17 protein-coding genes are annotated in these 19,587 nt (G+C 28.8%); 14 read left to right on the top strand and 3 right to left on the bottom strand.

The window, feature by feature from the left end; translation table 11 throughout:
* Positions 1 to 138: 138 nt before the first annotated feature.
* From pfkA to rsgA, 7 genes are all read left to right on the top strand, one after another.
* The gene (pfkA, locus tag KGF36_RS17640; RefSeq protein ID WP_227830027.1) at positions 139 to 1,098 is read left to right on the top strand and encodes a 6-phosphofructokinase; all 960 of its coding nucleotides are present in this window, start codon (positions 139 to 141) and stop codon (positions 1,096 to 1,098) included.
* 51 nt (positions 1,099 to 1,149) lie between these two features.
* Positions 1,150 to 2,910 (top strand): pyruvate kinase, encoded by a 1,761-nt coding sequence (gene pyk / locus KGF36_RS17635; protein ID WP_227830026.1) that lies wholly within the window; start codon positions 1,150 to 1,152, stop codon positions 2,908 to 2,910.
* Positions 2,911 to 3,084: 174 nt separating this feature from the next.
* On the top strand, positions 3,085 to 4,443 hold the full coding sequence (gene rlmD / locus KGF36_RS17630) for a 23S rRNA (uracil(1939)-C(5))-methyltransferase RlmD (RefSeq protein WP_227830025.1): 1,359 nt from the start codon (positions 3,085 to 3,087) through the stop codon (positions 4,441 to 4,443).
* Positions 4,444 to 4,615: 172 nt separating this feature from the next.
* Positions 4,616 to 5,194 (top strand): TetR/AcrR family transcriptional regulator, encoded by a 579-nt coding sequence (locus tag KGF36_RS17625; RefSeq protein WP_227830024.1) that lies wholly within the window; start codon positions 4,616 to 4,618, stop codon positions 5,192 to 5,194.
* Between the two features lie 56 nt (positions 5,195 to 5,250).
* Positions 5,251 to 6,195, top strand: coding sequence for an alpha/beta fold hydrolase (locus KGF36_RS17620; RefSeq protein WP_227830023.1), 945 nt, complete (start codon positions 5,251 to 5,253; stop codon positions 6,193 to 6,195).
* 619 nt (positions 6,196 to 6,814) lie between these two features.
* Positions 6,815 to 7,216, top strand: a complete 402-nt coding sequence (locus tag KGF36_RS17615) for an RNHCP domain-containing protein (protein WP_227830022.1) — start codon at positions 6,815 to 6,817, stop codon at positions 7,214 to 7,216.
* Positions 7,213 to 8,295 (top strand): ribosome small subunit-dependent GTPase A, encoded by a 1,083-nt coding sequence (gene rsgA, locus KGF36_RS17610; RefSeq protein ID WP_227842464.1) that lies wholly within the window; start codon positions 7,213 to 7,215, stop codon positions 8,293 to 8,295. The genes KGF36_RS17615 and rsgA overlap by 4 nt, the downstream gene beginning before the upstream one ends.
* A gap of 387 nt (positions 8,296 to 8,682) precedes the next feature.
* On the opposite strand, the gene KGF36_RS17605 is transcribed toward rsgA, so the two are convergent.
* The gene (locus tag KGF36_RS17605) at positions 8,683 to 9,639 is read right to left on the bottom strand and encodes a diguanylate cyclase domain-containing protein (RefSeq protein WP_227854914.1); all 957 of its coding nucleotides are present in this window, start codon (positions 9,637 to 9,639) and stop codon (positions 8,683 to 8,685) included.
* A gap of 711 nt (positions 9,640 to 10,350) precedes the next feature.
* On the opposite strand from KGF36_RS17605, the gene KGF36_RS17600 reads away from it, so the two are divergent.
* The 5 genes from KGF36_RS17600 to KGF36_RS17580 all read left to right on the top strand — a co-directional run bounded on the left by KGF36_RS17600 (position 10,351) and on the right by KGF36_RS17580 (position 15,169).
* A complete protein-coding gene (locus KGF36_RS17600) occupies positions 10,351 to 11,346 on the top strand; it encodes an ATP-binding cassette domain-containing protein (protein ID WP_227854913.1) in 996 nt (331 codons plus the stop codon).
* Complete coding sequence (locus KGF36_RS17595) at positions 11,333 to 12,187, top strand: ABC-2 family transporter protein (RefSeq protein ID WP_227830018.1); 855 nt, start codon at positions 11,333 to 11,335, stop codon at positions 12,185 to 12,187. The genes KGF36_RS17600 and KGF36_RS17595 overlap by 14 nt, the downstream gene beginning before the upstream one ends.
* Positions 12,187 to 12,978, top strand: coding sequence for an ABC-2 family transporter protein (locus tag KGF36_RS17590; RefSeq protein WP_227842460.1), 792 nt, complete (start codon positions 12,187 to 12,189; stop codon positions 12,976 to 12,978). Before KGF36_RS17595 ends, KGF36_RS17590 begins: the two co-directional genes overlap by 1 nt.
* 28 nt (positions 12,979 to 13,006) lie before the next feature.
* Positions 13,007 to 13,573 (top strand): CDP-alcohol phosphatidyltransferase family protein, encoded by a 567-nt coding sequence (locus KGF36_RS17585; RefSeq protein ID WP_227830016.1) that lies wholly within the window; start codon positions 13,007 to 13,009, stop codon positions 13,571 to 13,573.
* Between the two features lie 216 nt (positions 13,574 to 13,789).
* On the top strand, positions 13,790 to 15,169 hold the full coding sequence (locus KGF36_RS17580) for an MATE family efflux transporter (protein WP_227830015.1): 1,380 nt from the start codon (positions 13,790 to 13,792) through the stop codon (positions 15,167 to 15,169).
* Between the two features lie 160 nt (positions 15,170 to 15,329).
* Here KGF36_RS17580 and KGF36_RS17575 read toward each other — a convergent pair whose 3' ends face one another.
* Positions 15,330 to 16,463 (bottom strand): macrolide family glycosyltransferase, encoded by a 1,134-nt coding sequence (locus KGF36_RS17575; protein ID WP_227830014.1) that lies wholly within the window; start codon positions 16,461 to 16,463, stop codon positions 15,330 to 15,332.
* Positions 16,464 to 16,489: 26 nt separating this feature from the next.
* Positions 16,490 to 17,098, bottom strand: a complete 609-nt coding sequence (locus KGF36_RS17570; RefSeq protein ID WP_227830013.1) for a TetR/AcrR family transcriptional regulator — start codon at positions 17,096 to 17,098, stop codon at positions 16,490 to 16,492.
* A 353-nt stretch (positions 17,099 to 17,451) separates the two neighbouring features.
* Here KGF36_RS17570 and KGF36_RS17565 point away from each other — a divergent pair, with 353 nt between their 5' ends.
* Both KGF36_RS17565 and KGF36_RS17560 read left to right on the top strand, forming a co-directional pair.
* Positions 17,452 to 18,102 carry a PadR family transcriptional regulator gene (locus KGF36_RS17565; protein WP_227830012.1) on the top strand — a complete coding sequence of 217 codons (651 nt, stop codon included), beginning with the start codon at positions 17,452 to 17,454 and terminating at the stop codon, positions 18,100 to 18,102.
* Between the two features lies 1 nt (position 18,103).
* A complete protein-coding gene (locus KGF36_RS17560) occupies positions 18,104 to 19,054 on the top strand; it encodes an SDR family NAD(P)-dependent oxidoreductase (protein ID WP_227830011.1) in 951 nt (316 codons plus the stop codon).
* Positions 19,055 to 19,587 lie beyond the last annotated feature (533 nt).

Here is a 19,587-nt window from a genome sequence, read left to right as displayed (position 1 = left end):
CAAAATGGACATTTAAGGACATTTAATTTTTTTAGTCTTGATGGGATTGAAAAATGATATAGGGACGAAAAAAGTCCATTAAGATATGATAAGAATGATTATAATAAAAATTTGACATAAAATCCAAGGAGGTAAAAAATGAAAACTATAGGATTACTAACAAGTGGAGGAGATGCTCCAGGAATGAATGCTGCAATTAGAGCGGTTGTAAGGTCAGCAATATATTATGGATGCAAAGTATATGGAATCAATAGAGGATATAAGGGATTATTAGAAGAAGATTTAACTGAAATGAACTTATCTTCTGTTGGAGATATTATACACAGAGGAGGAACTATATTAAAATCTTCTAGATGTGAAGAATTCAAAACAGAAGAAGGTAGATTAAAGGCAGTAAAAATTCTTAAAAAGTATAAAATTGACTGCTTAGTTGTAATTGGAGGAGACGGTTCATTTACAGGAGCTCAAAAACTTAGTGACTTAGGATTTCCAGCTATAGGTATACCAGGAACTATAGATAATGACTTAGCATATACAGATTATACTATAGGATTTGACACTGCAATGAATACTATTATAGATGCTATAGGTAAAATAAGAGATACATCATCATCTCATGAAAGAGTTAATATAGTAGAAGTTATGGGAAGACACTGTGGAGATTTAGCTTTATATGCAGGTCTTGCAGGGGGAGCTGAAACTATAATAGTACCAGAAGTAGAGATTAAAGTAGATGAAGTTGCTTTAAGATTAAAGACTACTCAAAAAAGAGGTAAGAGACACAGTATAATCGTGTTGGCAGAAGGAGTTGGAAGTGCTAGCGATTTAGAGAAGGAGCTTAAAAAGGAATCAGGAGCAGACTTAAGAGTAACTGTATTAGGTCATGTTCAAAGAGGAGGAAGCCCAACTGTATTTGATAGAATACTAGCAAGCAGACTTGGTGTAAGAGCTGTAGAATTATTACTAGATGGAAAGTCGGCTAGAGTTGTCGGAATAAAAGAAAACAAAATAATTGACTTAGAAATAAGTGAAGCTTTATCTCAAAAGAAAGTTTTTGATAAAGAAGCTTATGAAATGGCAAAAATATTATCTATATAAATTTTAGTATTTAAAATAAATCTGTGAAATAATATTTCAGGAGGAGCAAATATGTTAAATAATGTAAAGAAAACAAAAATTGTTTGTACGCTAGGGCCAGCGTCACAAAGTGAAGAAGTTTTAACTCAACTTATGCAAAATGGTCTTAATGTGTGCAGATTTAACTTTTCCCATGGTTCACATGAAGAACACAAGGAAAGAATAGATATGGCAAAAAAAGTTAGAGAAAAACTAAATAAACCAGTTGCTATATTATTAGATACTAAAGGTCCAGAAATTAGAACAGGTAATTTTGCAGACCCAGAGGTATCTTTAGAAGAAGGACAAAAATTTACTATAACTATGAAAGATGTTGTAGGAACTAAAGAAATATGTACAGTAAGTTATAAAGGTCTTGCTGAAGATGTTAAAGTAGGAGATTCTATACTAATAGATGATGGTTTAGTTGGTTTAAGGGTAAAAGAAATAAAAGGTGAAGATATAATATGTATCGTTGAAAATTCTGGAATAGTAAAAAATCATAAAGGAGTAAATGTGCCTGGTGTAAAAATAAATTTACCAGCAATAACTCCTAAAGATATAAGCGACATAGAATTTGGAATAAGTCAAGGTATAGACTATATAGCTGCTTCATTTGTAAGAAAAGCATCGGATGTACTAGCAATAAGAGAAATCTTAGAGAATAACAATGCAACTGATATACAAATTATATCTAAGATAGAAAATCAAGAAGGTGTAGAAAACTTAGATGAAATATTAAAAGTCTCTGATGGTATAATGGTAGCTAGAGGTGATTTAGGTGTTGAAATACCTACTGAAGAAATGCCAATAGTTCAGAAAATGATGATAAAAAAATGTAATGAATTAGCAAAACCAGTTGTAACTGCTACACAAATGCTTGATTCTATGATAAGAAATCCAAGACCAACAAGAGCAGAAGTTACAGACGTAGCTAATGCTATATATGATGGAACAGATGCAATAATGTTATCTGGAGAAACTGCTGCTGGGAAATATCCTGTAGAAGCTGTAAAGATGATGGCTACAATAGCAAAAAGAACAGAAGAAACTTTGGATTATGATAGATTGTTAAAGGAAAATGGTACTAATAATGTTACAGTAACAGATGCAATAAGTCATGCTACTTGTACAACAGCTGTAGATTTAAATGCATCAGCTATAATAACATCTACTTCTTCAGGTTATACTGCTAGAATGGTGTCTAAATTTAGACCAAAATCTCCAATAATAGCTACTACAAATAATGAAAAAACTATGAATAAACTAGCTCTTACATGGGGAGTTTATCCAGTTAAATCTTCTGTTGCAGGAAATACAGATGAAGTTATAGAAAAGGCAATAGAAGCAGCTAGACAAGCGGATTATATAGATAATGGAGAACTAGTAGTTATAACTGCTGGAGTACCAGTAGGAGTGAGCGGAACTACTAACTTAATAAAAGTTCATGTAATAAGTGAAGAAATTGTTCAAGGGATAGGTGTAGGTAATCAAACAGTAGAAGGTAAAGTTCGTATAATAAAAAATGGAGATACTTGTGTAGACTTCAATAAAGGAGATATATTAGTTTCTACAACTACTGATGCTGAAATGAACAATTATATAGAAAAAGCAGGAGCTGTAGTAACTGAAAATGGTGGAATGACATCGCATACAGCTATTGTAGGAATAAATTTAGATATACCAGTTGTTGTGTCTGCAAATGATATAACTAATCTAGTAACAGATGGAGAAGTTGTAACAGTAGATGCATCAAGAGGTGTAATATATAGAGGTTCAACTAGAGTTTTATAAGAAAATAATAAATTTATTTTGTCAAGGGGCTTTATAAGCTCCTTTTTTTTTGGTAAAATAAAATATTGTAGCTTAGTAAAAAATATAGTTTAGTTAATAGCACGATTTTAATATAAATTTAAAGAAAAAAATTTGTAAGGGTTTAAATTTAATATGGTGATTGGAGGGTGATTTATGCTTTCAAAAAACGAGATGTATATTGTAGATATAGTAGACATTGGACAAGGTGGAGTAGGCGTTGGAAAGTACAATGGTATTACAGTTTTTGTAGAGGGCGGATTAATACAAGATAAAGTTAAAGTTAAAATTAATAAGGTCAAGAAAAATTATGCAGTAGGAGACATTGTTGAAATAATAGAGAAGTCTCCATTTAGAGTAAAAAGAGTGTGTAGTGACAATCTTAAGGATTGTGGAGGGTGCCAAATACAAGATTTAGACTATAATAAACAACTTGAAATGAAAACAAATGAAGTTAAACAAGTACTTACAAGAATAGGTAAGTTGGATGATGTGATAGTTCATGATACTATAGGCATGGAGAAGCCATATAGATATAGAAATAAAGCTCAATTTCCAATACAAAAGAACAATGGAGTTCCTATTATTGGTTTTTATAAAAAGAAGACTCACGATGTAATATCGACAGAAAAATGCGTAATACAACATGAACTAAATGATAAAATTGTTAAGATAATAAAAACATATATAAGAGCTTATAAGGTAAGCATATATGATGAAAAGGCTCAGACTGGAGTAATTAGACATTTGGTGACAAAAATTGGATTTACGACTAAAGAAGTAATGGTTGTATTAGTTGCTCATGGAAATAGACTTCCATATCTTAAAGAATTAGCTTCAGTATTAGAGGAAAATATACCTGGATTTAAGACTTTAGTTGTAAATATAAATGAAAAAAATACGAATGCCATTCTTGGAAAAGAGAATATAGTTGTGTATGGAGATGGTAAAATAAATGATTATATAGGAGATTTAGTATTTGAGATTTCTCCATTATCATTTTTCCAAGTAAATCCTATGCAAACTAAGGTATTATATGATAAAGCTCTTGGATATGCAGATTTAAAGGATACTGATACTGTTTTTGATATTTATTGTGGTATAGGTACAATATCTTTATTTTTAGCACAAAAGGCTAAAAAAGTTTATGGAATAGAAATTATAGAAGATGCTATAAAAGATGCTAAAGTAAATGCTAGGTTAAACAATATACATAATGCTGAATTTTATGTGGGTAAGGCAGAAGAGGTTGTCCCTAAGATGTATAGTGAGGGTAAGGCTGCTAATGTTGTAGTTGTAGACCCACCTAGAAAGGGTTGTGACGAAAAGGTTTTAGAGACAATTGTTTCAATGAATCCTGAGAGAATTGTTTATGTTTCTTGTAATCCTTCTACTTTAGCAAGGGATTTAGATTATCTAAATATGCATGGATTTAAATGTATTGAGGCACAGCCTGTAGATATGTTCCCTCATTCTACACATGTGGAAACTGTAGCTAAGATAATCAAGCAATAGTAACGTTTATATTAAGATTTAAACAATAAAAACAGGAAAGGCTCTTTAGGGAGCCTTTTTTCTATTTCATAATTCAATAATGAACAAAATTAAAGTTCTGTTTTTTAATAATGAACATACATTGTAATTATTATTCTCTGCAAGTATGATATTTCTAGGAGGATTACTAAAGATGCAGATAAAAAAAGAAGAAATAAAAAAGAAAATTGCAGAAGTTGCAACAAATGAATTTTTAAAAAAAGGTTATGAAAATTCTTCTATGAGAACTATAGCAAAAAAAGCTCATACATCTATTGGAAATATGTATAATTACTATCCTAATAAGGAAGCACTTTTGAAATTTATAATAATTCCAACTATCAATGTAGTTGAGGAAAATCTATCAAAGCACATTTGCTTAGAAGAAAATAAAGTGTTAACAAAGGAATCAGCTTTACTATATCTAGAGGATTTAAACAACTTTTTAGAAAAAAGTGGATTTAAATATTTTCTAAATAAAAATATGATTATTCTTCTTAAGTTAGAAAGCACTAATTTAGTAGTTTACAAAGAAAGAATTATTAATGATTTATGTAAGCATTTACAATGGCATTTAAACATAGAAGATTTTCATTATTCTAAAATGATAATTAATATGTTAATAGATTGTATGAAATACATACTCATTGAGTATGAGGACTCATATGAAGCATACTTGCAGTTTTCTAAAATATTTCGCATACTTTGTACGGGATTAATTGGACAAATATAACAATATTGTCTAAAAATAAAATATCATTAATTAAAATGAGAGGAGCATAGTAAAATATGCAATATTATTACAATCAAACAGAATGGAAATTAGTTCAACCATATTTACCTTTAAATAATCAGTTAAGAGAAAAAAATTTACCTAACGAATATTTTATAAAATGGGAAGGAATAAACATTCATATTGACCACTATAAAGTTGATAATCACAAGGGTACTGTTATTGTATTTCATGGGGTTGGTGGGAATGGGCGATTGCTTTCAAGTCTTTCTCTACCTTTAGTAGAAGCAGGATATGAAGTGATTTGCCCTGATTTGCCACTTTATGGGAATACAGAAATATTAAGTGTTTTGGAAATTACTTATGATACATGGGTTGATTGTGGAACTTTTTTGGTTAACTACTTTCAAGATAAAGGTAAAAAAATATCATTATTTGGACTAAGTGCAGGCGGATTTTTAGCATATCAAGTGGCCTGTAATTGTAAAAATATATATGCATTAATGGCTTCTTGCTTTTTAGACCAACGTATTCCAATAATAATTGAACAAACAGCTATTTCACCACTCATAGGAAAAGTAAGCAAAAAATGCTTACCTATAGCAAATAAATTATTTCCCAATTTCAAGATACCAATTAAACTAGTTGGCAATATAAAAAAAATTGCAAATAATAAAAACTTAGCTAAAATTCTTATCAAGGATAAAAAATCTTCTGGAAGTAAGGTAACAATCTCTTTTTTATATGGGATGCTGAACCCTTCTGTTAGTATAGAGCCAGAAAATTTTAATGATTGTCCAGTATTATTAGTTCATCCTGAAAATGATTGTTGGACAGATATATCATTAAGTAAACTGTTTTTTGACCGATTAACAGGCGATAAAAGGATTACTATGCTTGAAGGTGCAGGGCATTTTCCAATAGAAGAAAATGGATTGAATAAAATGAGTAGTACTTGTATTATATTTTTGGAACACTGTTATAAAATAACAAATTTATAGAATTATATTTATTCTCTCTATCTATTATCATAAGAAAAAATATAAAAACACTTAATATAAAAAATTAATATTGAGTGAATATTAGATTTGAAAAAGCCCCTAAATGCTATAGAATAAAGAAATTAGACAAACCTAAATATATGAGTACATTAAATTATACTTGAATATAAAAATATTTTGTGGTAAAATATCAGCAATAATATTAGTAAAGGAGTGTCTTGCTTTATGTCAGAGTTATATATAATGGTAACCAACAAATAAATAGTTGGAGACACATATGTATTCTGTTTAATCAGAATTTTTAAGTGTATTTTTGATACATTTAATTGTTGTGTCTTACTCTGCCTTTATAGATAACTAACATATGACAACAAATAATAATATTATTATATATTACTTTGTTAAATTATGGTGTAGTGGGCTTTAATCTGCTACACCGTTATTAATTTTACATAGTGTTATTTTGAATATAATTATGTTGAAATAGAAAAGATTAAATTTTCTAGTCCACAGGAGTTTTCTGTTTTTGTGTAGGTAAATATGTATACCACATAAAAAGGCAGATATAAATACCTGTGGATTTTTTTTGTGGAAAATACAAGATATGGAGGATTTAAAAATGAATTATACAAATAGAAAGCGAGCTTATTATCAGGATAACACTTGTCTAGATAATTTTATTTGCAAAAAGTGTGGTTGCCTTGTAGTTCCAGAAGGCTCTGGGACACAGCATAGAAATCACTGTCCTCATTGCCTACACAGTCTTCATGTGGATATTATTCCTGGTGACCGTGTCGCAGATTGTGATGGTGATATGGAACCCATTGGAGTATGGGTAAGAAAAAATGGTGAGTGGGCAATCATTCATCGTTGTACACGCTGTGGTCATCTTAGTTCTAACCGAGTGGCAGCAGATGACAATCCAATGAAATTAATGTCGATTGCATTAAAGCCATTAGCACAGCCACCTTTCCCTTTGGAAAAAATCACTGAAATCATGGAGAAGGAGGAAGAAAAATGAAGAGCACAGAGCAGATTGATTTGAGAGAATATGGTCTGAACGACAGTTTTATTGCTCAGATTGTCGAATATCCTGATTTGTACCTTGCACGAATTGTGTCACAGGAAAAGAGTATATATCAGGCTATCTGTGCAAATGGTGAACTTTTTGCAGAAGTTTCAGGAAAACTACGTTTTGAGGCTACCATACCATCTGACTTTCCAGCTGTTGGCGATTTCGTTATGTTGGATCGTTGCACTGACAAAAATGGTAATGCTATTATTCATCATGTGCTCCGCAGAAAAAACCTGTTCGTGCGTAAGGCTTCTGGAAAGACAAATGAGGAGCAGGTGGTTGCAGCTAACATTGACATTGTTTTTCTGTGCATGTCATTGAACAAGGATTTCAATCTTCATCGATTGGAGAGGTATCTGTCTCTAGCATGGGAAAGTGGGGCTATTCCAGTAGTGATACTCACTAAAGCGGACCTGTGTGACAACTTGCTTCGCAAGCTACAGGTAATTGATTCTGTAGCTTTTGGTGTGGATGTAGTCGTTACCTCATCTATAGAGCCATATGGATGGCAACAGATTTTCAAGTATATCAAACCTGGATGTACTGTTGCTCTGCTTGGCTCCTCAGGAGTTGGAAAGTCTTCATTAATTAATTGTCTGTTGGGTGAGGAACGACTGAATACAAAGGAAATTCGCATAGATGATGATAAGGGGCGACATGCCACGACTAGAAGGGAGTTGTTTCTAATCTCAGGTGGGGGTATAGTTATTGACACACCAGGTATGCGAGAGTTAGGAATGTGGGATGTTTCAAATGGACTGGATAAAAGCTTTACAGATGTGGAAGTTTATTTCGGAAAATGTCGTTTCCGCAACTGTACCCATACCTCAGAACCAGGCTGTGCTATTTGGTCAGCCATTGAGCAGGGTAAACTTTCGCCTAAAAGGTGGGAATCTTATCGTAGGCTGAAAACCGAAGCAGTCTTTGCAGAAGATAAGGGCAACTATTTGGCAGAAAAGGAAAAGAAATTCAAAAACATTGCAAAAATAAATAAAACAATTCAAAAATATTTAAAAAATAAATAAGATAATTCAAACCTGAGTGTAGTCATTTTTACCTATTTATTCATTCGTTGATGGATTGAAAAGCTACTTATTTATTGAAGTTTTAGTTATCTGAGAGCTAGAGGAACAGACACAGAGCCGATGAACTTGTGAGTAGTAGCAGTTATCGGCTCTGTGTCTAGATACTTTTTATGTTCTTTTAGTATCCATTTACAAATACATCAAATAATGCTTAAAAAGCAGTTGTTGCATTTACTTATCTAACAAAAGGCGTTTGTGGTTGTAATCACCAATAGGATTCTTACTATAGATGTATAATTATATAGATGTATCAGTTTAAATAAAGATAGAATAAAGCAATAACATACCAGTTAGGAGGTTATTTTATACATCTGAAATTCTTTAATCTTAAAACCAACTAAAATTTCCTTTGTTGTTTCGTTTTGTATAATATAGAGCATAATCAGATTGTTTATATAAAGATTGAAAAGTATCTAAATTACTTTCTAGTTTTGATATACCTATAGAGCAAGAATTGCTATCAGAACATAACTTTACAACTTTTTTTGCCTTATTTTCAACATCTTCCTTAGACTGATTGATATATTCAAATACAGCAAATTCATCTCCACCAAGCCTTCCAATAATAGCATCATTGGCAAACACTTTAGTCAAAATATTAGCAAATTGTATTAATATTTCATCTCCTCTAACATGGCCAAATATATCATTTATTTGCTTAAAATTATCTAAATCAAAAATATAAAAATACCCACATGAAGTAGTTTCTAGCATTTCTTTTATATGTACTTCAAAAAAATGACGATTATATAATCCAGTCATAAGGTCTTTTTCTGATTTTAACTTAAACTCATGAGCCATAGCTAGAGCTTCCTTTGCTTTTTCAGTTATTGTTTTAGGATAGTATTCATCTTTTGCTTGCTCAAAGTTTGGAATAGAATGGTGTACATGGAGCAGTGTGATTTTACCATCTATAACTTTGTATACCATAGTAAATCTAGTATCCATTTCTATATATATGTCTTTTTCTAAGTACTCTTCTTCTATTACCCATAGCGTTCCATATACTATAAAAGTTTCATTTGTAACTTTAGTACATGAGTACCATTCATCTATAATTTTAAAATTTATTTCTTCTGATTCTTGTTGGTCTTTTTCAAGATTTATAATGAAGTTTTCTAATGATGTATAAAATTCATGCTTTCCTGTTCCAAACAATGTAAAATTATCATCTAATAAAGAAATGATAAATTGTACGCCATCATCGTCTGGATTTAAAGTATAAATGTGCCAGATTTTTTTTGATAAATCACATAATTGTTCTTGTACTGTATTATTTTCCATAGAGTAACCCCTTAAGATTTTTAGTTTATAATTCTTTTAGTTAATACTATTTGTTTGGAAGCTTGTGACAATATTATAATATAAAATTAAAAAAATTGCATCTGATTTGTATAATAGTGTACTTTGGAAGAAGGGAGTATAGGAGTGTTATTTCTAATATAAATACTGTATTTTTAAATTTTGCTTAAACTAATTAATGAAATTAAATTTCAATTGTAAATAAATAAGATAAATATATGAGTATCTTAAATTATACTTGAACATAGAAAAGTTTTATGATAGAATATCAACAATAATATTAGTAAAGGAGTGTCTTAATGTCGGAGTTATATATAATGGTAACCAACAAATAAATAGTTGGAGACGCATATGTATTCTGTTTAATCAGAATTTTTAAGTGTATTTTTGATACATTTAATTGTTGTGTCTTGCTCTGCCTTTATAGATAACTAACATATGACAACAAATAATAATATTATTATATATTACTTTGTTAAATTGTGGTGTAGTGGGCTTTAATCTGCTACACCTTTATTAATTTTACATAGTGTTATTTTGAATATAATTATGTTGAAATAGAAAAGATTAAATTTTCTAGTCCACAGGAGTTTTCTGTTTTTGTGTAGGTAAATATGTATACCACATAAAAAGGCAGATATAAATACCTGTGGACTTTTTTTGTAGAAAATACAAGATATGGAGGCAATAAAAATGAGTATTATTGAACTTAATGAACTGACTAAATCTTATAGAAGATTTGAGAAAGAGCCAGGACTTATGGGAAGCATAAAATCTTTATTTAATAGAAAATATACAGAAAAAACAGCTATATCATCCCTTGATTTAAAAATAGAGGAAGGAGAATTTGTCGGATTAATAGGTCAAAATGGAGCTGGAAAAACAACTCTTGTTAAGATGATGACTGGAATTATTGCGCCATCATCTGGAAAAGTTTCTATCATGGGTTATTATCCAAATAAGTTAGAAAATAATTTTAAAAAACAATATGCTGTTGTTATGGGGCAAAAAAGTCAGCTATTTTTTGAATTGACACCAGCAGATACATTTCTATTGTTTAAAGAACTATATGATATATCTGATAAAGAGTATAAAAAGAATTTGGATTACTTTATAGAGTTGTTTGAAGTATCTGATTATCTAAATGTTCAAGTTAGAACACTTTCTTTAGGAGAAAGAATGAAAATGGAGCTTATTGTAGCACTTCTTCATAATCCTAAAATTTTATTTTTAGATGAACCAACAATAGGTCTAGATGCAGTGGCACAAAAACAAATTAGGTATTTTCTGAAAGAAGTAAATGAGAAAAAAGGTACTACAATAATGCTTACATCTCATTATATGGAAGATATTAAGAGCCTTTGTAGTCGAAGTATTGTCATAGAAAATAGTCATAAAATATATGATGGCTCTACAGATGAATTATTTAATCATTTTCAAAAATATAAGAAAATAACAGTTAGCTTTACTGATGAAACCAAAATTTTATTTCCAAAAGACTGTAAGATTATTGAGCAAACAAAACATAAAACATCAGTAATTGTGCCAAAAGAAAAGGGGAATGAAACTGTTAAATGGATTTTTGATAAGTATGATGTTGAGGATGTAACAATTGAAGAAGAAGATATAGGGAATGTTGTAGAACGAATATACAAAGAAGGATGTGAAGAGTATTATGAACAACTATAATGAAGCATATTCAAGACAATCATGGTTTTATAAATTTAAACAAAATATAAGAAAGTACTATGAAATAGCTAAAATTAATTTCAAAGTACAACTTATTTGGAGGTTTGATGTAGTAGTTAACATGATGTTTACTATTATAAAAATTTTATTTGTTTATATTTTGTGGAAGGCAATTTTTGGTGAAAATGACATAGTTTCTGGCTTTACATTTAATTCAATGTTGTCTTATTATATAATAAGTTCATTTTTATCAGGTATTGATATGTCAAGAAGTACAAGTGAGGAGATATGCAATCGTGTAAAGTTGGGTACATTTTCAAAATACATGATTATTCCGATTGATACACAAAATTATTTTTTTGCTAAAAATTTAGGAATGACTTTTTTTTACTTAGTATTTAATCTAATTTCTGCTTTTGTATGGATTTTTATATTTAAAATAGATTTTGCTTTTACATCAAATCCAATACAAATTTTAATTTCAATTTTGATGATTTTCTTAGGGCTTGTTTTTATGATTCAGCTTCATTTCTTTATTGGAATTTTATCATTTAAATTTCTAGAGATTGGTTTTTTTAGAATGATAATCGATAATATAACTGAATTTGTTACAGGAACAATGATACCACTTGTACTTTTACCAGAAGTTGTAGTAACTATTATGAAGTTCTTTCCATTTTATTACACAACCTATTTACCATCTATGTTATTAATAGGTAGAAATAGTAATGAGGCAGTGCAAGGACTGATTATTATAGCATTATGGGTCTTATTCTTTTTTATATTAAATAAAATTGTCTATAAAAGGATGAGAATACTATTTGATGGGGTGGGGATATAATGAAAAAAAATTTTAAAATAATATTTATGTTACTAAAAATGAAATTATCAAAAATGATGGTGTTTAGATTTGATTTTTTTGGAGAATTTTTTGTAGATAGTTCATTATTTATATTACAATTGTTAATGTTCAATGGTATTTATTCTCATGTAGATTCAATAGGAGGTTGGCAGCGTGGAGATATGCTAATATTTATAGGAACTTTTTCATTAATAAATGCTATAAATATGACCATTTTCTGTTTTGGAATTTATGATATTCCACGCAAAATTCAAGAAGGAGAATTAGATTATTATATTACAAAGCCAATAGACCCATTGTTTAGATTGACATTTGAGAATATTAATATTGGTTCATCACCTTTAATTTTGGCAAGTGTATTTATAGTTGTATATGGAATATCTGAATTAAATTCAGAAATAACTTTTATTATGATAATAGCATATATATGTATGGTTTTATTGATGACATTGCTTTTTTATGATGTGTGTATTATATTTCGAACAATTTCATTTTTTGTTATATCATCCTCTGCTATAATGAGATTAGAAGGTAATTTACTACCAATGAATATGAAAATTCCAGGTGTAATTTATGAAGGTATTTTTAAACTACTATTTTATTTGATTTTGCCATATGGAATTATGTCAACAATCCCAACTCAAATTTTGTCTGGGACATTAAAAATAAAAGGGTTAATCTACTCAATTGGTATTGTATTTGTTTTTACAGTATTTATGTGGAGATTTTGGAAACTAGGAATGAAACATTATAAAAGTGCAAGTAGTTAATAAGTTATCAGTTTTGAGGTGACAAGGAATGAAAAATATAGCAAATATTATTACTATACTTAGAATTATTTTATCAATAGCTTTGCTCAAAATAGATATGTTTTCTTCTTTATTTTTTACAGTCTATATTATGTGTGGAGTAAGTGATTTTCTTGATGGATATATAGCTAGAAAAATGAATATGAGAAGTAAGTTTGGTTCAAGGCTTGATAGTATAGCTGATATATGTTTAGTAATATCAATGTTTATTATTATGCTTCCAGTAATAAATATTTCAAAGTATATAGTATTATGGATATTAATAATTGTCCTTATTCGAATTACATCAATAATTGTGGTGATTCGTAAATACAATACATTTGCTATATTACATACATATGGAAATAAATTATCTGGGTTTATGTTATTTTGTTTACCTTTATTTTATAACATTATGAATATAAATTTACTTGGAAGTATAGTTTGTGTTGTAGCAAGTATCTCAGCCATTGAAGAAGTAATAATACATATATTATCTAAAGAGTTGAAAATAGATATTAGTAGTATTATAGAAGTACTTATTCATAAATCTGTTTCATATGATACTAGACGATAGAAACTAAAATTTACATCAGTATTGACTCAAAGACTCAAAATAATTAGATTAAAGATTAAGAAATTATCCTTATCGTATATGGCGTCATAATAGCAAGATATATTAAAACTCTATTTAAATAATTAGATATAATTTTTATGCAGAGAGGAGGTTCGTAAATGCATAATAATTTAAGTATTATTTTAAATAGAATTAATATACAGAATAATGATGTTAATGAGTGATATATTATATTCTAAAAATCAAAAAGAAGATAATATTTATGTGAAGGATAATTTACTTGCGCAGAGATTTAATTTATTTTCTTTATTAAAATTTGCATTTCCTACTATATTCATGATGATTTTTATGGGACTATATACGATTGTAGATACTATATTTGTATCTAGATTTGTAGATACAAATGCTTTATCCGCAATTAATATTGTCTGTCCTATTATTAATATTATTGTTGGACTTGGAACTATGCTTGCTACTGGAGGAAGTGCTATTGTAGCTTGCAAGATGGGGAATGATGATACGGATGGAGCAAAGAAAATTTTTACTTTGACTATATTATCTGGAGCTATAATTGGAATATTAATTACCAGTATAGGTCTTATATTTATGGACAATATTATTATATGGCTAGGAGCAAGTGATATTTTGATTCAATATTGTCGTTCGTATCTTTTTATTATCTTGATTTTTGCTTCTGCTAATATATTACAGGTATTATTTCAAAGTCTATTTGTAACAGCTGGTAAACCTCAATTTGGATTATGGTTAGTGCTTGGAGCGGGATGCACTAATATAATTCTAGATTATGTGTTTATTGTACCACTACAAATGGGTATTGGTGGAGCGGCACTTGCAACTGGTATAGGATATTTAATCCCAACTATTGCAGGTATAGTTTTCTTTTCGAAAAATAAAGGGGTACTTAGATTTTGCATACCTAAATTAGATAAAAAAGTATTATTTGAGATTTGTTTTAATGGTTCTTCTGAGATGGTGGGTCAATTATCAACAGCAGTTACTACTTTTTTATTTAATATTATGATGATGAGATTGATTGGTGAGGATGGAGTTGCAGCTATTACAATAATTATTTATTCTCAGTTTCTTTTAACCTCACTTTATATTGGTTTTTCAATGGGAGTTGCTCCAATAATAAGCTATAATTATGGAAGTAGAAATAATATCCAGTTAAAATACATTTTTAAAATTTGTATATTATTTATCTCAGTGGCTTCATTACTGGTATTTGTGTTTTCTATGGTATGTTCACCAACTATTGTAGAGGTTTTTTCTCAAAAAGGAAGCAACGTTTATGAGATTACAAGGTCTGGATTCTATATATTTTCTTTTAGTTTCCTTTTTTGTGGATACAATATTTTTACATCATCTATGTTTACAGCATTATCAAATGGAAAGATATCTGCAATACTATCTTTTTTACGTACATTTGGTTTTATAACTATAGGTTTGTTGACATTACCAAATGTATTGAATATAGATGGAATATGGTTAGCAGTGCCAATTGCTGAGTTTTTAACCTTATTTTTAACAGTTAGTTTTATATATAGATATAATAATAAGTATAACTATATATAAATACAATAATAAATATAATTAACATATATCTTTTTTGACTGTATATCATTTAGCCCATAAGTAATGCTTTTTCATTTATTTATGGGCTTTTATTGTTTTTTTCTTTTGGATTCATTCCTTCATTTACAAATCTTTTCTTAACAGCAGTACAATTTTAACTTTATTTTATCATTTTGTTATCCATATACTGAATAATCAAATCAGCACCAAATTCATTACCGCCTGCATTTCTAATTTCTTTTTGCATAAGCAATATACTTTGAGTTATGGTCGAATCATTAAGAACAGTTAGAGTAGACTTTTTAAGAATATCACTTGTAATGTGTTTGTGCGAAATCTTTTTTCCTAAATTTAAGCGTTCAACTTGCTGGGCATTAGTTGGTTGATCTGCCATAAACGGAATAACCACCATAGGAACTCCAAAATAAAGAGATTCCATAACACTATTTAAGCCACCATGAGTGATAAAAACATTTGCTTTTTCTAATATTTCAAGTTGTGGGACAAAGGAGTAAATATAAAAATTCTTTGGTATCTCACCTAATTCTGATATATTTATCGAATTACCAACAGACATAATGACAGTTACATTTTCATCTTTAAACGCAGTGATACATTTTTTATAAAATGACATTGCTTTATTTACAATTGTACCTAGAGAAATATAAACTAAATTATTTTTCAATTCTGGCAATAGAAACTCATTCTTTTTATTGCGATGGTAAATAGAAGTACCAAGAAATTTAAACTTCTTTTCTGAAAAATCTTCTGCACATGGTTGAAATCTTTTTGTAGTATATACAAGATTAAGTTCTGGAGGATTTTCAGTAATTTCTTTTAACCAGGAATCAGTCTTTAACTTAACTCCGTTTGATACTTTTTTAGTCCATCTACGACACACCCATTTGAAACGAAATACTCTTAATGTTCCACCAGAGTTAATAAATTCTTTCATCAGAATTTCATTAGTAGCTGGTGACGTAATAACTCTAATAACAGGTTTATTAAATCTTTCTGCTATATGCTTTCCTAAAAAGAAAAGATGTTCATAAATAATTAAGTCAAATTCATGTGCTACTTTTATAGATATTTGATAGGCATTTTTCATTTGAATAGAAAATTTTTTGCTATCTTCATAACAAATGAAATCAGCTCCCATTTCTAAGACTTTATCTTTCCATTCTTCAGTTAGTAAGTATGTTACAGAATTACCTCTATGCACTAATTTTTCCACTAACCCAAGGGTAGGGTATACATGTCCAGAGAAAGGTAAATTTATAAATAAAATTTTCATAATCTAACCTCCTTAAAGTGTTTTTATCATGTATTCATTGTAAATATAAGAGGTGGAACTTTTAACGTTCTACCTAAAAATTCAGAAATAATTGTATGTTGTTCACTTTTATTTAATTTTGGGAAACGTTCACTATGTAACAAGCCACTTATTCCATTCAAGGTATATTGTGTTAAAAAATCCAAATCCAGCACATTATCATTTTCTGTTTTTAAATATACTAATTCAATAAAAGATTTTATTGTAGGTAGCATAGTCTTTATGGTGATACCATGTAAGGCATACAATATAGTCCAATGGACTTTATTATCAACTAATTTGTGAAATTGTGAAATGCTCTGTTCGTAGTAATCTAGTATTCTATTAATTATTTCATAAAATGATAAAGTGTCTTCATTTTGAATTAGTAGTTGTGCAAAGTTTTCACTTTGTTTCTTCATAAAATGCTCTAAGGACTTATCAAATAGTTCTTGTTTAGAACTAAAATAATGATAAAACATTCCAACTTCTCCATTAACTTCATTTAATATCATGCGAACAGAAGTGCTTTCATACCCATATTTTAAAAATAATCGAATAGCAGCATCTAGTATTTCCTCTCTTTTTCCTCCTTCTAAAACAGGTTTTCTTGCCATAAACTTACCTCCTTATTTAAACAAACAGAATATTGTTCTGTTTATATCTTATAATACTTTTTAATTAAAGTCAATTATAAACAGAAGATTGTTCTTATAATATGAAATGTTAAGACTTGTACATATGTCAGAATGATACAAGTATTTAATCAGTTATCCTAAAATATTCCACACCTTATCTTTAAAACTATAGTTGTTTTCTTATCAATATCATAAAGTCTATATAAAATTAATCTTCTAAAGTTCCCAAAATATTATTACTGTGATTTTGAAGCTGTTACTTTAGTTTTCTAGTGCTTGATTTTATCTATTAGGAATGTTACTATTAGTAATATAAAAGGAGAGTAAATAAAATGGATAAAATTATTTTGGGATTACTTATACTTAAGAAGTTGACAATTTATGAACTGAGAAGTGTTATAGAAATGAATTTTGCTTCTATGTGTAGCAACAGTATGGGAAGTATTCAAGCAGCAATAAAAAAGCTACTTGAAAAGAAGATGATAGTGTATGAAGAGTTTGTTGAAAATAGTGTCAATAAGAAATTTTATGTACTAACAGATAAAGGAAAAGCATGTTTTTTAGAATGGGTACAGACCTCTATGGTAGCAGGGAAAGTAAAGGATATGGAGTTAAGCAAATTATTTTTTATGGGCTTTGTTCCAACACAAAAAAGATTGTCACTAATTGAATCTTATATTGTTGACCTCAAAAAGGAAAGAGAGCAGTTGGAGAATATCAAAAGACAAGACATCGATGTTGCAAAATTACAGTACATTGCCTATATAGAAGAAAATCAAGAACAGTTTAATCACTTTTTACAAGATACTGAACATTCCAACATTCAAAGAGATATTAAAGATATAATTGATTTTGAGTTATTGACCTTGCAGTTTGGAATTGATAGGACAAATTTTGAAATAGCATGGTTTGAAAATTTAAATAAGAAGCTAATTAATGAGTACCTAAACAATAGTCAGAATCAAGAAAAAGGGGGTAGCTAACATGAAAGGAACTGTAATAATAACAGGAGCTAATTCAGGAATAGGAAAGGCAGCAGCATTTAAGTTTGCATCAGAGGGTTATAGAGTTATAATGGCATGTCGTAATATTCAGATTAGTGAACCCGTGTGTCAGGAAATCATAGCCAAAACTAAAAATATTAATGTGGATTTGCTTCAACTGGATATTTCATCGAGGCAATCCATTTGTAGTTTTTGTGAGACATATAAGAAAAAATACGGTGTATTGGATATCTTAATCCATAATGCTGGACATTTTAAACATGGAGAAAAAAACTTTCAACAAAGTATTGATGGTATAGAATTAACATTTGCTACCAATCTATTTGGGCCAGTTCTTATGACCGATTTATTATTGGATGTACTTGCTAAATCAAAAAATCCTAAAATTCTAAATGTATGTAGTACAAATATAAAGCATTTTTTTGATGAAAGAAGAAAAATTAATTTTGGAGTTTTAAGTGGTGAAACTGTAGAAGATAAAGAATATAATTCCTATAAAATTTATGGAGATTCCAAAATAGCTTTACTTATGGTTACAAGTATGATGAAACAAGAATACAAGCCTTATAATATAAGTGTAAATGCAATTATGGTTCCAGCAACAAAAATGAGTAAAGAAACAATTAAGAAATTTAATTCGTATTGGAAAGTACTTGCATTTTTACAAAACATTATTATACCAAAATCAGAAATTATTGGAGAGACTTACTTTTCGATTTGCACTTCTAATGTTTATACAGGTATTACTGGAAAACTAATAAATCACCAAGGAAAGATTGTTAAAATGGCTAATAACTCAATATCATTTATAAAAAGCATTACAAGCACAGAGGTTTATCCACCTTATGTCAATAACAAAGAGACAATAGAGAAAGTGTGGGCTATATGTAAACAATATGTTGAAAATGCTAAATATAATTTGCTAGCATAACACATATAATTCATGAGGTTATTATATCAACAACATAATCTTATTGATATTGCTAAAAGGATATAGTATTTTTGCTAATTCTGTTCAGTTTTTATTTTATTGTTTGAATTAATATGAGAAAAATTACAATTAACTATAATTTAATTTATAATTGATATATACTTGATTTTATTTAATTATTTGAATATACTTTAAGCAGAATACACAGAGTTAAAGAATTGATAAATAAAAGATAATAACTCTTTATTAGGAGTGATTTTACTATGGAAACATACTTTAATAAGAAAATATTACTTGTTGATGATGAAAAAGATATAATAAATTTAACCTATAATGGCGAAATTCCTCTTCCTCGCCATAGGAGGTGGAGGATGTAAGCCTAACCGATAGGTTATTTATTTTACTTGATTTTCAAAAAATGTATTGTATTATAAAAACAGTAGCAAAAACTGAAATGAAGTAATTACAATGAAATTAGATAGTAATAATCATTCAGTATTTTTGTTACACTATCACTTAGTTATGTGTATAAA

It is taken from the genome of Clostridioides sp. ZZV14-6009 (assembly GCF_020658095.1).
In the GTDB taxonomy this organism is placed as follows: Bacteria; Bacillota; Clostridia; order Peptostreptococcales; family Peptostreptococcaceae; genus Clostridioides.
Note: the sequence above shows the minus strand (reverse complement) of the source record. Positions and strands in the feature narration are given on the sequence as shown.

Excerpts from the sequence above, each read along its gene's own strand:
- KGF36_RS17580 (WP_227830015.1), top strand. The coding sequence starts at position 13,790 with ATGAGTGATATATTATATTCTAAAAATCAAAAAGAAGATAATATTTAT.
- rsgA (WP_227842464.1), top strand. The coding sequence starts at position 7,213 with ATGAAGAGCACAGAGCAGATTGATTTGAGAGAATATGGTCTGAACGAC.
- KGF36_RS17615 (WP_227830022.1), top strand. The coding sequence starts at position 6,815 with ATGAATTATACAAATAGAAAGCGAGCTTATTATCAGGATAACACTTGT.
- KGF36_RS17565 (WP_227830012.1), top strand. The coding sequence starts at position 17,452 with ATGGATAAAATTATTTTGGGATTACTTATACTTAAGAAGTTGACAATT.
- KGF36_RS17600 (WP_227854913.1), top strand. The coding sequence starts at position 10,351 with ATGAGTATTATTGAACTTAATGAACTGACTAAATCTTATAGAAGATTT.
- rlmD (WP_227830025.1), top strand. The coding sequence starts at position 3,085 with ATGCTTTCAAAAAACGAGATGTATATTGTAGATATAGTAGACATTGGA.
- pfkA (WP_227830027.1), top strand. The coding sequence starts at position 139 with ATGAAAACTATAGGATTACTAACAAGTGGAGGAGATGCTCCAGGAATG.
- KGF36_RS17620 (WP_227830023.1), top strand. The coding sequence starts at position 5,251 with ATGCAATATTATTACAATCAAACAGAATGGAAATTAGTTCAACCATAT.
- pyk (WP_227830026.1), top strand. The coding sequence starts at position 1,150 with ATGTTAAATAATGTAAAGAAAACAAAAATTGTTTGTACGCTAGGGCCA.
- KGF36_RS17590 (WP_227842460.1), top strand. The coding sequence starts at position 12,187 with ATGAAAAAAAATTTTAAAATAATATTTATGTTACTAAAAATGAAATTA.
- KGF36_RS17585 (WP_227830016.1), top strand. The coding sequence starts at position 13,007 with ATGAAAAATATAGCAAATATTATTACTATACTTAGAATTATTTTATCA.
- KGF36_RS17570 (WP_227830013.1), bottom strand. The coding sequence starts at position 17,098 with ATGGCAAGAAAACCTGTTTTAGAAGGAGGAAAAAGAGAGGAAATACTA.
- KGF36_RS17575 (WP_227830014.1), bottom strand. The coding sequence starts at position 16,463 with ATGAAAATTTTATTTATAAATTTACCTTTCTCTGGACATGTATACCCT.
- KGF36_RS17625 (WP_227830024.1), top strand. The coding sequence starts at position 4,616 with ATGCAGATAAAAAAAGAAGAAATAAAAAAGAAAATTGCAGAAGTTGCA.
- KGF36_RS17605 (WP_227854914.1), bottom strand. The coding sequence starts at position 9,639 with ATGGAAAATAATACAGTACAAGAACAATTATGTGATTTATCAAAAAAA.
- KGF36_RS17595 (WP_227830018.1), top strand. The coding sequence starts at position 11,333 with ATGAACAACTATAATGAAGCATATTCAAGACAATCATGGTTTTATAAA.
- KGF36_RS17560 (WP_227830011.1), top strand. The coding sequence starts at position 18,104 with ATGAAAGGAACTGTAATAATAACAGGAGCTAATTCAGGAATAGGAAAG.